The following is a 12,832-nucleotide window of genomic DNA, read 5'->3' as shown; positions in this document are numbered from 1 at the left end:
CGTGGGCGTGATCATGCTGCGGCCCCCAGAAGGTTTTTGCCGATGCGGCGCGCCCAGCCCTTTCCGAAGCTGCCCCAGGTGGGGCGGTCGGCAAGGAAGAGCAGCCGGTGCCCGTTGTAGCGGGCGGCCAGCGCCGGCCCGGCGGCAACAGCTGCGGCAATGGTCTTGGGGCCGAGGATGCCGTCATCCGCCGCGCCCGCCGCGCGCTGCAGCCACTTGATGGACTGAGCGGGGCCGCTGTTGACAGCGCCGTCGAACACATCGAAGCGCACCGCCTCGGGCAGCTCGTCGGCTCGGACCGCATCCCAGTAAAGCCGGCGATAGATGCTCTTTGCGCGGTCCCGCGGCAGGTCGCGCATCTCGCCCAGGTAGCCGTCGACGCGCGCGACACGGTCCGTGACGCCCCACATCGTCTCGCCGCCCGGGTCCGCCGAGTTGTTGCTGTAGCCGCCCTCGTGGCCGAGCAGGCGGTCGAATGCCTGGTTAAAGTTCATTGTCGTCTTGCCTCCGCATGGGGTGGCCAGCGCCGTGCCATCGCGCCACGTTGATGAGCAGGCCCGCGAGCACGCAGGCCGAGAAAATGGTGTCGCCCACGGTGGTCCAGGTGTTCCACAGCATGGGCTGCAGGCCAGAGGCCACCGCGCCGGCCAGTAGCAGCACGTACCGAGCGCGAGCCAGCTTGTGCACGCGGGCAACATGGGAGTTCAGCCGGCAGATGCATGCCCAGCCAATGGCCAGGCAAATGCCCAGATTGAGCATCGCGAGCAGTTGATGGGATTGCCATGTCATGGAGTGCCTCCTTCCCCGCCGCCCGCCTTGCGCTCAAGCACTCGGCCGATGCGTTCGAACATCCAGCGCCCCAGGCGCGGCCAGTCGTCGCCCACGCCGCCCACCAGAAGCGCGATCGGGGCCAGCATCCAGTTCGTCTCATCGAAGCCCAGCCAGCGACCCGCAAGAGTGGCCAGACCCCAAGTCACGAGCAGCGCCGTCACGTTCAGTCGCAGGAAGTAGCCAGCAGCACCCAGGCGCGCGCTCGGGTCTCGCCGGCCCAGCGCCCAGGCCGCGCCCACGGTGGACGCGATCAGGATCACGGCATACGGTCCCACCAGGGCGGCCAGGGCCGGCCCGAACAGCACCGAGGCCAGTGCGATGGCCACATTCGTCGGTTCAAGTTGATTCATCGGCCCTCCTCCGGGCATAAAAAAACCCGCCGAAGCGGGTTGGGGTTGGCTGGGGTCGGATCAGAGCGTCACAGCGAGCGCGAAGGCTTCGTCGAGCGACTGCGGCGTGCCACCGAGCTGAGCCCAGAGCTGCTGCAGGAACGGGTTAGCGCGCTCCCATGTGTCGGCCTCGTACTCGATCTGTGCCTCGCGCTTTTGCACGGGGTCCGAGATCGCTGCGATGGCAGCCTCGGCGTCGTCATCGAGGCCGAAGGCCAGCAGCGCAAGGCGGCCCTGGCGACGGCTGCAGGACTTCGGGATCAGCGCCGCAGCCTCGGCCTCGCGTTGACGCTCGCGCTCAGCAAGCTCAATCGCATTGAGCGGTACAACAGACCACTGCTGCCGCCACACGCCATCGATCTCGACAGGCTCGATCTCGACGGGCTTGTGCGTGTCCGCGTTGTGCTCAGGCGGCTCCGAGCGCTCAACGAGCGCATAGCGCATCAAATTGTGCGCCATCATTGTCAGCGGGTGCCTTTCCTGTATCTGTGAGATATTCAACGGATAATCGCCTGTTTCTTTGTCAATATACATATTATCCCCTTTAAATCACATTTCCGATCCGCGTCCCTGCGACAAGCCAGGTAACAAATGAATTGCCATCAACGTAATATCCTGCAGGCCCTCCAGTGCCAGGAGTGGTATAGGACGGGGACCCCGGCTCAGACGTTCCACTTGTTGATCCGGATGACCCAGATTGACCAGCTAATCCAATTGCGCCACCATCGCCACCTCTTCCGCCAGAAGCAGAATTTACCCCAGGTATCGAGTCATTTGACCCCTGATTACCGACGCCTCCGGTTTGCCGGTACTGGTAAACCGACGACACGAGGACATATCCACCACCAACACCGCCACCGCCGCCACGACCTATGCTGCACGAGGAATAAGCGCATATCGTTGCATCACCGCCATCACCGCCGCCGCCACCACCACCGAATATGGTGCCGTTATTCGTGACCGTGATCTTGCGGCGCGTGTATATGCCCGTACCTCCACGGGAGTTTCGACTACCGCCGTATCCACCAATTCTTCCATTATTTATGATAATGACAGATTCGTCCGGGAAATCATTAGGAATCACTAGAGCGCCGACATCTCCACCGGAGAGGACGTTAATTGTTATTTTCCCGTAGCCTAGCCATCCCTGAGCCCTAGCAAGTGCTAGAAGATCGGGATTAATGCTTAACCCTGAAAAGTTAAGTATTACACCTTGCCCACCAGAAGCCATTATCCAGCGCGCTGTCATGGGTTGTGCACTCCTGCAATAAATCCGTCTATGTACGAACCTTCGGTGTTGAAGAAGGTCATCGTAAGTGTTTGTCCAGATGCGTATGTTGGAAATCCGGCGCCTGCAGGAAACCTGAAATTAGTGTTGAAACTTATGGGCCACGCCCCTCCCGAGAATTTCAAACGCAGTGTTATCTGATCACCCAGACCACGAAGAGCTCCCGTAAAGTACGTGTTGTACTGCACTGTCAGCTGATGAATTGAGCCCTTTGATGGGTCAAGGTAGTAAACCTTCGCATCACCTGGTCCAACTCCGGTGTTTGTTGCATAGACTTTTTCACGAAAATCAAGATCCGAAACGGCTCTTGCCCACGGATACCACACACCGTCAACTTGGTATCTACGGAATTGTGTGCCCTGAGCAAGAGACCCCGACGCCATAGCGAACGTCGCAGTCTGCACAGTACGGACTCCACCTCGATCCCACGTCTCCACTACCCACCCATGCACGGTCAAGCTACCTTGCATAGGCCAATCAGTGCCGCCCCCAGTCGTGGACTCAAAGAAGCCAACGGTTCCTGGCGGGGATGCAGACATGGGCGTCGCAGTGCTGTAATAAGCCGCCGCGCGAGGCATCACCTCATTTGCCCGAGGCACCTGGTTGCCGGTCGCCCCGGCCGGCACGCTCAGGTGTCCTTGCAGCACCCCTCCTGTGATTGGGAGGTATGCGCCGGTAAATTCGCCCCATGCCAACTGCCACATCGCACCATCCCACCACCAGCCTCGCTTGTTGATCGAGGCATTCGTGCCCGTGTTGGTGTAAAGCGCGCCGGCCTGCAACGGGTTGCCCATGTTGTCGGTCGTCGGGTGCGAGGTGACCGCCTTGCTGCCCAAGTACATGACCTGCATTGCCGTCAGCGCAGTCGTGGCTGTTCCTGCAGCTGAGGACGCAGTGCTCGCGCTGCTGGCTGCCGCAGTCGCAGAATTGCCGGCTTGGTTGCGATAGCCCATCGCAGCGTCTGCTTGTGTCGTCGCAGTCAGCGCTGCAGCCTGGGCTGTCTGCGCATACTCCTGGGCAGCTACGGCGCAGGTCCGGCACGCGACGGCAATCTCGCGCATCCGCGAAACAGCAGGCGGAACAGACGTGGCGTATGCGTAGGCCTCGTTATTGAAATTGATGCTGCCGAGCGCCGGATACGGCGAGATGGGCAGCACGTCCGGGATCGTCACGATATCGGTCATACGTTGCCTTTGATTTGGATTTCTGCGCGAGCGGTTGGTCCGCCCGACGAGCGCACGGTGCCGGACACCTTTCCGACTGTGGACAAGTGCGAGAACTTGGCGAGCTTTGAGACTTCGACGGCCACGACCTTCCCGGATATCTGAGTCAGCAGCGAATCGATCAGCGGGGCCTGGTCGGCCGCCACCACGACGGAAAGGCTGATGTTCTTGGCTTTGCGGCCCTCGATGTCCTCGTATGTGCCGTCCGCGTTGTCCTTGGTGTAGCCGTAGTCCTTGGTTGTGACTTCGGCGCCATCCTCGACCGCGCTGATGCCGCCTGAGGGAGCCAGCAAGGTCTTGTGGTTGCCGACGCTGATGTAGCCGACTGCGGCCTCAGCCGTCGGCGCAGTGCGGCGCACGGTGATCTTGATGCGCTGATCGGGGTGCAACGGGATGCCCCGGAGCACGTAGTGATCGCCGCGCTGCAGGTCGCCGAACAAGTATTCCCACTCTCCATACGCTTGGCGCCAGAGGTCGGCATTGATCGGCGGGATGAGGTTGGGCCCGCCCGCACCCGCTGTGATCGTGATGCTCAGCGAGTCGCCTTCCAGGCCATAGAGCGCCAGGCCGTCTGCAAACACGCCCTTCAATTCATAGGTCAACGCCTGGACAGCCCGCGCCTTCGTGAACAGGTATTGATCGAACGGGCACCAGCGATTTGTAGGCTCCTTGAACAGCCACTCGGCCGGCCTCTTGTCCGGCGTCGTCGCGGTGCCCGTGTGATCCTTCACGCATTCATAGATCTTCCTTTCGTACACGCGGCGGTCACCCACCTTGTAGTTACCGGAGCCGACCCACGCCACCTCGCCCCGGGCTGCATCCAGCTCGGGAATCGACGTGGCGGGGCCGAAAGAATCCGGCGTGATCGCTTTCGGCAAAAGAATGTTCATACCTGTGCAACCCTCAAAACGCCCTGCTCTGCCACGGTGTCGAACTGCTCCACCATGTGGGGCATGCCAGCCGTGTTGCGCTCCAACACCGCGATCTGCCCGCGCATCAGGCGGTTCTCGGCGACCAGTTGCTCGACCAAAGACTCCAGGCGCGAACTGCCGCCCGCGCCGCTGAGGAGCGCCTGCGTCTGTGCAGAGGACCAGTAGCGAGCTGGCCCCGTCACTTCGAGCTCTGGTCCGCGCTCGCCCACCATGCGCAGGCCGCCCGCGAACATGCCGCCCGCTTCAAAGCGCGGGATGCCATTGCGGTCCAGAGCGGCAAGCACATCGGCTTCGGAAAAGCCGTAGAGGTACGCGAGGTCCTTGGCAGTGCCTCCGGCACCCTTGAACTCGTTTGCCAGCCCCGCGAAATCTCCCGTGCCGTCGTACTTGTGGAACGTAGACGAGAGACCATCGAGCTTTTTCGAGTAGTCGGCATCGGCGTAGTCATAGATGACCGCGCCGCCGCCCAAGATCGCCGTGGGCGTCTTGTACTTGCCGCTGTTCGCCGGCTGGAACCCGCCGCCACCACCTCCACCCCAGTCCGGCGTTGGCGCCTTGCCCGACCCTGATCCGCCACCCGCTGCGGGCGGTTTTTCAGGGAACAGCAGCGCTTCCAACGCCTTGATCGCGGCCTCCACGCTCAACGTTGCATCGATCTGGGCCTTGCTGCCGTCAAGGAGATCGCGCCAGTACGTCAGCGTCTTGTCCAGGCGCTCAAGCTGCTCTTGCGAGTTCTTGAGCTGCCGCTCTTCGACGCTCAGCTGCGCATCACCTTTGTCTGCCAGCTCACTGAGCTGGCCGGCGAGGATCAGCGCATCGCGGTCTTTCTCGAACTGCGTCGCGTAGCGCCCCGAGTTGATACCGCCCCGGGCCGCACCAATGGCATCGGTCAGGCCGGCGTAGTCGGTGAGCTTTCGCCCGCCGCGCACGCCCGACAGCGCGTCTTCGATGTAAACCATCCCCTGGGCGGCCAGCATCTGCTGTGTGGCATCCAGCGAGCCATACAGGTCGCGCGCATTGCTGCGCAACGTGCTCAGCGCACTCGACAGGCTGCTTATGGCCTCCTGCGATGCGCTGGCCACGTCCTGCCAGTACTGCTGCTCACGCTGGATCGCGGCTTCGAAGTTCGCGTACGCTGCCTCCTTGGCTTTCTTGCGCGATTCCTCCAGGGCCTTGGCCGCTTCGTCTGCTGCGGTCTTGGCAGCTTCGGCCGCCGTGTCCGCCGACTTCTGCGCGGCATCGGCGGCGACCCCGAAGAGCTGCGCCAGGGCCAGGAGCTTGGCCGCCAACTCCGTGTTGCCAGAGGCCAGGGCATCCTCGATCAGCTTCCTGAAGGCCTTTTTGGCCGCCTCGCCTCCAGCTGGGTCGATGTCCACGCCGAGGCCTTTGAGCTTCTCGCGCACTTGCCTTTGCAGGATCTCCGCCCTTTCCTGCTCGCTGTAGAAGCTGGCATAGAAGGCGTTGACATTGGAGGCCAGCGCCTCCAGGCCGCCGCTGAGCTTGAGCAGCTCGGTCTGGGCTTTCTCCGAGATGCCGGCAAAGCCGGTCATCGTGTCGCCCCAACCCTTAAATGCCGCGTCGATGGCCGCGATCTTGAGCAGCGCCTGGTTGAGGCCCTCCACCGTCACGTTGTCGCCCAGCGCATCGAGCTCGTTGCGCATCCAGCCCGGGATATCCCCCTTCTTGATCTCATCGATCAGCGCGCCGCCCATCTCACCGACGAACTGCGCCCAGGCCTTCTGCGGATCCTTGTCGAGTTCGCGGTCCTTGAACCTTTTCAGGATCTCGCCCGTGGACTTGTCGATCAGTTGGAAGAACCCCATGGCGCCCTCGTCGCCGTACTTGGGATTCACGCTGAAGCCGGCCGCGATATCCAGATCCTTGACCGCCGTCTTGCTGAACTTGGCCAAGGACTTGTACATGTCCAGCATGCCGTTGACCGTCAGGTCCAGCTGCTTGTCAAGCTCCGGATTACCGCGCGAGGTGAAGTCGCCCAGGGTGTTGCCCCAGGCATCGACACCCAGCGCCTGCTTCGCGGCCTGGTCGCGGTCTTTAGTCGCAGTCGAGGCCACGCCGCCCGAGTGGTTCGGGCCGCGCGATCCAAACGCCCCCTTGAGCAGCGAGAACACCGCGATGGCCGCGCCCAGGTACGGCAATGCCGCGCCGAAGGCCTGCATACCGCCCGCCAGCAGCTCGCCGCCCATCATCATCTCGATGCCACCAGACAGGGCCGGCATGCCGCCCATGAGGCCCGCGCCGAAGTTCGTTCCGGCGAACAGGCCGCTCTCACCCAGCAGACCCAGGCCAGGGATGCCCCCGCCAAAGCCGCCGCCCGATGCCCCCGTGCCGCCTACGCCCCCCAGGCCACCGCCGCCGCCACCCTGGACCCCGATGAGCGACGCCACAACCTGCACCACGAACGGCCGCAGGAACATCTTGTAGATCTGGTCCGCAACGGTCGTCTTGAACGTCGTGGTCAGGCTCTTCGTGAAGCTGTCCCAGCCGTCGCGCCCGTTGTTGAGCATGTCGGCGAAGCCCTTGCGGAAGATCTCGTCGTACTGCTCAACCTGCTTGTTGACGTACTCCTCCTGGATGCGGAGCAGCGAGGTCTGAGTATTGGTCTCGGCCTTCTCACGGGCCTTCTGGCGCAGCGTCTCGCGCTTCTTTTCGTTCTCGTCCTTGTCGTCGCTGTAGATCGTGCGGTCGATCTCCGCAAGCTCTTTGGCGAGCTCCAGTTCGATGCGGCGCTGCGCAATGATCTTCTTGCGCTGCACCTCATCGGCGCCGAGCAGCGACAGGCCCTCCTTCTGGATCGCCAGCTCATCCTTAGCCGTCTGCAGCGACTTCGTGAGACGGTCGTCCATCTGCTTGTAGTCTGCCTGCTGCAGGGCAGCGGTGTAGCGCTTCTGGGCGGCGATCTTGGCCTCCAGCGAGGCGATGTACTTCGGGTCGAAGCTATCGCTGCCCTGGGCCTCAGCCATCTGCTGCTCAAGCGTGGCCAGCGTCATGCGCTCGATCTCCGTGCGCCCCTTGCCGAACACAGCATTGGCAGCCTCCTGCTCGCTCGCACGCTCGGTGATCGAATCGGCGGCTTTGAAGTTGCCGGAGATGAGGGCCTCTTGAGCCTTCATCGACTTCTCCAGGCCGTCATTGCTGCGCAGCTGCACACCCAGGGCATCGGCCAGAGCCTTCGCCTCTTCCAGCTTGGCGCGCGTCTTCGCGTTCGTGGCTTTCTCGATCTGGGCCGACAGCTTGAGCGACTCGCGCTCGCCGACGTTCAGGTCTGCAGCGGCCACGCCCAGCGTGAGCAGCTGTTCGCGGTACTGCTTGGCGGCGGCGAGCTGGCCTTCTAGGTTCGCGAGTTGGTTGTCCGAGATGCTGACGCCGCCCGAGCCCTTCTCGGTGTACCGCTTGTTGATTCCCTCGACGGTGTTCTTGTAGCGCGCCTCCAGCTCAGCCAGCTTCGATGCCATCAGCTTGGGGCTATTGGCATACGCTTTCTCCGTCTGCTCAACGGCCGTGTTGTACTTGTTCTCGGCAATGGTCAGCTCTTGTTTGCGCCTGACTTCCTTAGTCGCAAATTGGCCGGCAACCTTGTCGAAATCCTCCATTGCACCGACGTACTCTTTGTTGGCGGCCTGAGTCTCGGCAATGGACTTGCCAGCAGCGCCAGCGAAAGCGAGGAAATCGGAGGCCTGCTGGATCTGCCGCTTCAGGTTTTCGACGCCCTTATCCCAGCTCGTACGGGACTGCTCGTTCTTCGGCCCGTGCGCGAGCTTTGTATTCAACTCCTGTTGCAGCGCCTCAAGGTGCTTCGCTGCCTGGTCCGTTGGGGACGTCTGGCGCCCCACGCCCAGGATGGCATCCCACATCTTCTTCGCGCCGCCCGTCACGATCTGGACCGCGCGCTCGATGTAGCCCAGGTTCTGGGTCAGTTCATCTGCGCCGGTCTTCATCGCGTCGGCGTAGGCCTTCTGAGCCACGGCCGCAGCCTCGGCTGTCTTGCCCTGCTTCTCCAGCGCCTTGATCTGGTCGTAGATGCTCGCCGTCAGGTAGTTCATCTGCTCGTTCAGAGCAAGCGATGCCTGTAGCGGATCCTTGGCCAGGTCGGCAAACTGCTTGGCCGTCTCGCTGACGGCCTGGCCTGTGGTCTTCTCCCATTGCAGGGCGATGGCCGTGAATTCCTTCAGCTGGTCGGATGCGACCTTGCTGTAGCGAGCCATCTCGGCGAGGCCAGCAGCGGCAGCGCCCTGAGTGCCCGATGTGCTGGCGATGGCGCGGGCCATGGCGTTCAGCTCATCAACGGTGGTGCCGGCCTGGTTGCCGCTCAGCACAAGCGCCTTGCGGAAGGCGTCGGATTCCTTGCTGCCCTGGTAGTACGCCACGCCGAGCGTGCCCACAGCCGCTGCAGCCACCGTGAATGGGTTCACCAGGCCGACAACATAGCCAGCCATACCCCGCGCGGCTGCGCCAGCACCGCCAAACATGTCCTTCAGCTGCCCACCTTGCTGCAGCAGCACCGTCAGCGGCGCTTGACCCGCCTGCAGGCTGACCACGATGTCGGTAAACTGCGCAGGCACCATGCGCATGGCGGCCGCTGTCTGCGCAGCCGACACGCCCACCTTGCCCATGCCGGCCTCGGTCTCGCGCAGCTTGGCGATGTACGGGGCCGCCTGGCTGGCCACCCCCAGCTGCGCGGCCTGCAGCTCCAGCAGCTCGGATTTGGTCTTGCCCAGGGCCTGGGTCTGCGAGCGCAGGGATTCCAGGAACGAGCTCTGTCCCGCCTCCTTGGCTTGCTGGGCCTTGAAAGATGCGAGCGCCTCTTCAGCCTCGCGCAGCTTGGCAACCAGCGGATTCAACTTCGTGGCATCAAGGCCGCGCATCTCGATCTTCTGCTCGAAGGCGCGCGACAGGCTTTCGCCGGCCTGGGTGGCAATCCTGGCCTTTTCCGTCGCGCGGGTCAGCGCCTGGGCCATCGCGCTTTCGGCCCGACCCATCTTCTGGGCGGCCTCATCGGCGCCATCGCCGATCCCCTTCACGCCCTTGGCGGCCTGCTCGCCGGATTTGGCGACGGACGCAGCCATATCGGCCGCGCCAGTCTTGATGTTCTGAAAGGTGGTCTTGGTGTCGTCTTCCGCAGAAACCACGAAGCCAATTTTGCGGTTTTGTTCTTCCATGACGCCCCCAAACAAAATGGCCCGCCGAAGCGAGCCATAAAAAAGCCCGCTGTGCGGGCCGATGTGTTCTGTGCGGGGCTATTTACCGCAATAGCCCTCTATGAAAACCTTGCTGCCAACGTCCTTTTCGACATCGGCGCTTTCTCCGCTTGTCGAGGCAAATAGCTTGAACCCCGAGTACCCCCCGAGTTCGTTCTTGGCATTCACCTCGCCGCAAAGAATGCTGGTTTTTACGGTCCATCCGTTGATCAACCGCTCATTTCTGAACTGAGCAGAATCTGGGTCTTTCAACTCGGCGCGCACCGCATTGCGGTGTTGATGAACGACGTAGGCGCCGTACATGTAAATGCAGGCACCCAGCACCAGCAGAACCAACAGCCCGACAGACAAGACTTTGCGCATATACCCCTCGCTTGAAAATTGAAGGGCATGCTACCGCATCACCTTTTTTGCGGAATGTTGACCACGGCCATCTCCATCCGCCGCACGTCCGCAAAGAGTTCGTCCCAGAGCTCTTGGTCGCCCTGCGCAACGCGGTCAAGCAGCGGATAGACCGCCTCGTATCGCAGGCCTATGCGCCCGCCGCCGCCCATTCCAACCACCCAGGCCCATTGCGTCTGCAGGCCGACGAACAGCGCCAGCGGCTCGGCGTTCTCGGGCCAGGCCTCCACCGGGTCTTCCCAGTAGTCTTCTGGCTCGCAGCCCTCTGCGACCTCAGGGTCGGGGGTGAAATAGGCGACGGTGGCGCTCAGGAGTTTTTTACGCGGCCGTCCACCAGAGCGCCACGGTAGGCATCCCAGAACGCGGCAGCGGCGTTGGGCTCCTCGTCGAACAACTGCACCAGGGCGGCCTTGTCGAGCTCAATCTCGACGTCCCAGCCCGCCAGGTACTTCAGGGTGCGCTCGGCGCTGAATTCCAGGCCGCGGTCGGCCAGGTTGGCGAAGCTGAATTTCTCGCCGTCGGCCGGCTGGGGAACGTTGGCATTGGACACCTCGTCCCAGAGCTCGCCGAACTCGCGGCGGGTGCGGTACTTGAACTTGCACTCCAGCTCGACCACCTCGCCGGTCACGCGGACGAAAGAGACGGGCGCGGTGATTGTGTCGGGGCGAGCGCCGAAGATGAATGCGGGCGGCTTCTGCTTGCCGGCCTGGTCTGCGGCAGTGGAAACGGCGGTCTTGGATTGAGTGGCCATGGAGTGATCCTTTCAGCGGATGGAAAAAGAGAAAGCCCGTGCGCAGCCGCCCGCCCCGCTGAAAGGAGCGAAGCGGCTGCGTCGGTGCATGGGGTGGACGCCTTAGCTGGCGTAGCGGGTGGAGCGGCCCTTGCCGGAGAAGTCGCACTTCACGCGGTTGACCTGGCCTTCTTGCATCAGCACTTCATCGTTGAGTGCCACGGTGCAGGCCAGGTAGCTTGTCGCGCCGTTGCGCATGGTCAGGCGCTGGATCGTGTCGGCGCCGCTGGCAGACAGGTCTTCCAGCGCGGCGTAGCCGGGCGTCTCGATGGCGTCGGCGTCGATTTCCAGCGTGCGCGACACGGGCGAGAAACCATCGTTGATCTCCTGCTCGTTCTCGGACTCCAGGTAGCGGTACGTGACTTTCTTGGGGTCGCCGCCGCTGGTGTTGTTGTTCAGGATCTGCACCACGTCCACCCAGGTCAGGGCCTTCTGGAACGCTCCGCCACCGCTCCCGGGAGTGAACAGGCTGGTGTTGGTGGTGTTGGCCTTGCGACCCTCAAGGGTGAAGGTGTCAGTCGTCGGCACAGCCTTCACGCGGAACACCAGGCCATTCAGCCGGCCCCAGCCGGACGTGATGATCACGATGTTGCCGACGGCCAGGCCGTGACCCGCCGCCGTGCAGACGGCTTCGGTCGCGTTGGTGATCGCGGTGATGATCACCTTGGCGCCGATGGAAGTGGCCACGGCGATGCGCGAGCCGGTAGGGAGAGATGCCATGTTGTGGCCCTTTCAAAAGCAGAAAACCCGCCGAAGCGGGTTGATGGAGTGCCCTCGCGGGCGGGAGACCGCCAGGGCGGCGGAACTGGTCAGGCGGCCTATCGGGCGCCCAGAATGGAATAGGTCTGCAGGTAGCCAGAGACAACGCCTGCATCGTCATAGGCCCCGATGGGGTCGCCATGAGGCCGCGCCGTGAACGCTGCAGCAGCGCAGAGCCGTTCCTCAATGCTCTGGATGAGCGCGAAGGCCTGCAGCGGCGTGGCCGCCCAGGTGTTGATCTGGATGAGCGGCTTGCGCTTGTCGGCCGGCGCGTTGTCCGTGTAGCGCAGCACGTCGCCGCCGATGTGCTGCCAGGTCACGTAAGGCATGGCCGTGCCGTAGGGAGCCGTGCCCACGACGACGCGCGGGCACTCGGCCAGCAGTTCGGCCATGAGGTCAGATTCAAGCGCCACCGTAGGCCCCCTTCTCGAATAGCCGCCGCCAGAGCTCAGCCTCCGCAGCCTTCTGGGCCTCGGCCAGCGAACTCTCCGCGCTGCGAATGAACGCCTTGCCAGGCACCTGAATCGGAGTCGGCAACGTCACGTAGTACGCATCTTTCTGCGCCTGGCTGGCGCGCCGGCCAGGCGGCTTCTTGCCATCCATGCCAGGCCGCACCATTGGTCGCACTCGGCCGTCGTTGCCCCGGTAGTAGCGGTATCGCTGCAGGTAGCCCCATTCGACCAGGTGGCCATGGGGCGCAGTGCGGTGGTTCCAGCTGACGTGGTACTCCGCGCGCTGCCCTTCGACCGACTTCTCGGGGCTGAAGGCCTGATAGATCGAGCGCTCCAGATTGCCCGTGGAGCGGCCGAGCGCCCGCACATTGATCTTGACCCGTTCGTACAGCACCTGGGCCGCAGCCTGGGCCACAGGGCGCACAGCAGCGTGAACCTCGCCGCCAAGGTCAGCCAGCAGGCTGTCGAGGCCATCGAGATCCACAGCAATGCCGAACGTTTTGTTCCCCTGCAGGGCCTGCTTGCGCAGATCGCGCCGGCTGGCCATGGC

The 12,832-nt window shown here is 63.2% G+C and carries 14 protein-coding genes; all 14 read right to left on the bottom strand.

Translation table 11 applies throughout. The annotated features are described in order from the left end of the window. Positions 1–11 precede the first annotated feature (11 nt). The 14 genes from ACN20X_RS09305 to ACN20X_RS09240 all read right to left on the bottom strand — a co-directional run bounded on the left by ACN20X_RS09305 (position 12) and on the right by ACN20X_RS09240 (position 12,829). Positions 12–494 carry a glycoside hydrolase family 108 protein gene (locus ACN20X_RS09305; protein WP_473210529.1) on the bottom strand — a complete coding sequence of 161 codons (483 nt, stop codon included), beginning with the start codon at positions 492–494 and terminating at the stop codon, positions 12–14. After that, complete coding sequence (locus ACN20X_RS09300) at positions 484–789, bottom strand: hypothetical protein (RefSeq protein ID WP_473210528.1); 306 nt, start codon at positions 787–789, stop codon at positions 484–486. The genes ACN20X_RS09305 and ACN20X_RS09300 overlap by 11 nt, the downstream gene beginning before the upstream one ends. Beyond that, positions 786–1,181, bottom strand: a complete 396-nt coding sequence (locus ACN20X_RS09295; RefSeq protein ID WP_473210527.1) for a hypothetical protein — start codon at positions 1,179–1,181, stop codon at positions 786–788. The genes ACN20X_RS09300 and ACN20X_RS09295 overlap by 4 nt, the downstream gene beginning before the upstream one ends. 60 nt (positions 1,182–1,241) lie before the next feature. Beyond that, positions 1,242–1,754: a hypothetical protein gene (locus ACN20X_RS09290; protein WP_473210526.1), complete on the bottom strand. Its 513-nt coding sequence runs from the start codon at positions 1,752–1,754 to the stop codon at positions 1,242–1,244. A gap of 10 nt (positions 1,755–1,764) precedes the next feature. Then, positions 1,765–2,469, bottom strand: coding sequence for a hypothetical protein (locus tag ACN20X_RS09285; RefSeq protein WP_082001562.1), 705 nt, complete (start codon positions 2,467–2,469; stop codon positions 1,765–1,767). After that, positions 2,466–3,692, bottom strand: coding sequence for a hypothetical protein (locus tag ACN20X_RS09280; RefSeq protein ID WP_473210525.1), 1,227 nt, complete (start codon positions 3,690–3,692; stop codon positions 2,466–2,468). The genes ACN20X_RS09285 and ACN20X_RS09280 overlap by 4 nt, the downstream gene beginning before the upstream one ends. Continuing rightward, positions 3,689–4,621 carry a hypothetical protein gene (locus tag ACN20X_RS09275; protein ID WP_133073383.1) on the bottom strand — a complete coding sequence of 311 codons (933 nt, stop codon included), beginning with the start codon at positions 4,619–4,621 and terminating at the stop codon, positions 3,689–3,691. The genes ACN20X_RS09280 and ACN20X_RS09275 overlap by 4 nt, the downstream gene beginning before the upstream one ends. Then, the gene (locus ACN20X_RS09270) at positions 4,618–9,840 is read right to left on the bottom strand and encodes a phage tail length tape measure family protein (protein WP_473210524.1); all 5,223 of its coding nucleotides are present in this window, start codon (positions 9,838–9,840) and stop codon (positions 4,618–4,620) included. The genes ACN20X_RS09275 and ACN20X_RS09270 overlap by 4 nt, the downstream gene beginning before the upstream one ends. A gap of 78 nt (positions 9,841–9,918) precedes the next feature. Next, positions 9,919–10,242, bottom strand: coding sequence for a hypothetical protein (locus tag ACN20X_RS09265; RefSeq protein ID WP_473210523.1), 324 nt, complete (start codon positions 10,240–10,242; stop codon positions 9,919–9,921). 38 nt (positions 10,243–10,280) lie between these two features. Next, positions 10,281–10,592, bottom strand: coding sequence for a DUF1799 domain-containing protein (locus ACN20X_RS09260; RefSeq protein WP_230590765.1), 312 nt, complete (start codon positions 10,590–10,592; stop codon positions 10,281–10,283). Then, entirely contained in the window at positions 10,589–11,032 is a 444-nt protein-coding gene (locus tag ACN20X_RS09255) for a phage tail assembly chaperone (RefSeq protein ID WP_473210522.1), read from the bottom strand. Before ACN20X_RS09255 ends, ACN20X_RS09260 begins: the two co-directional genes overlap by 4 nt. Before the next feature lie 102 nt (positions 11,033–11,134). Then, entirely contained in the window at positions 11,135–11,791 is a 657-nt protein-coding gene (locus tag ACN20X_RS09250) for a phage tail tube protein (protein ID WP_473210521.1), read from the bottom strand. A 98-nt stretch (positions 11,792–11,889) separates the two neighbouring features. Beyond that, positions 11,890–12,243, bottom strand: coding sequence for a gp17 family tail completion protein (locus ACN20X_RS09245; protein ID WP_473210520.1), 354 nt, complete (start codon positions 12,241–12,243; stop codon positions 11,890–11,892). Then, complete coding sequence (locus ACN20X_RS09240; protein WP_473210519.1) at positions 12,233–12,829, bottom strand: HK97 gp10 family phage protein; 597 nt, start codon at positions 12,827–12,829, stop codon at positions 12,233–12,235. The genes ACN20X_RS09245 and ACN20X_RS09240 overlap by 11 nt, the downstream gene beginning before the upstream one ends. Positions 12,830–12,832 lie beyond the last annotated feature (3 nt).

The organism is Delftia sp. PX-1, assembly GCF_055797465.1.
The sequence above is the reverse complement of the archived record's forward strand: the minus strand, read 5'-3'. Positions and strand labels throughout refer to the sequence as shown.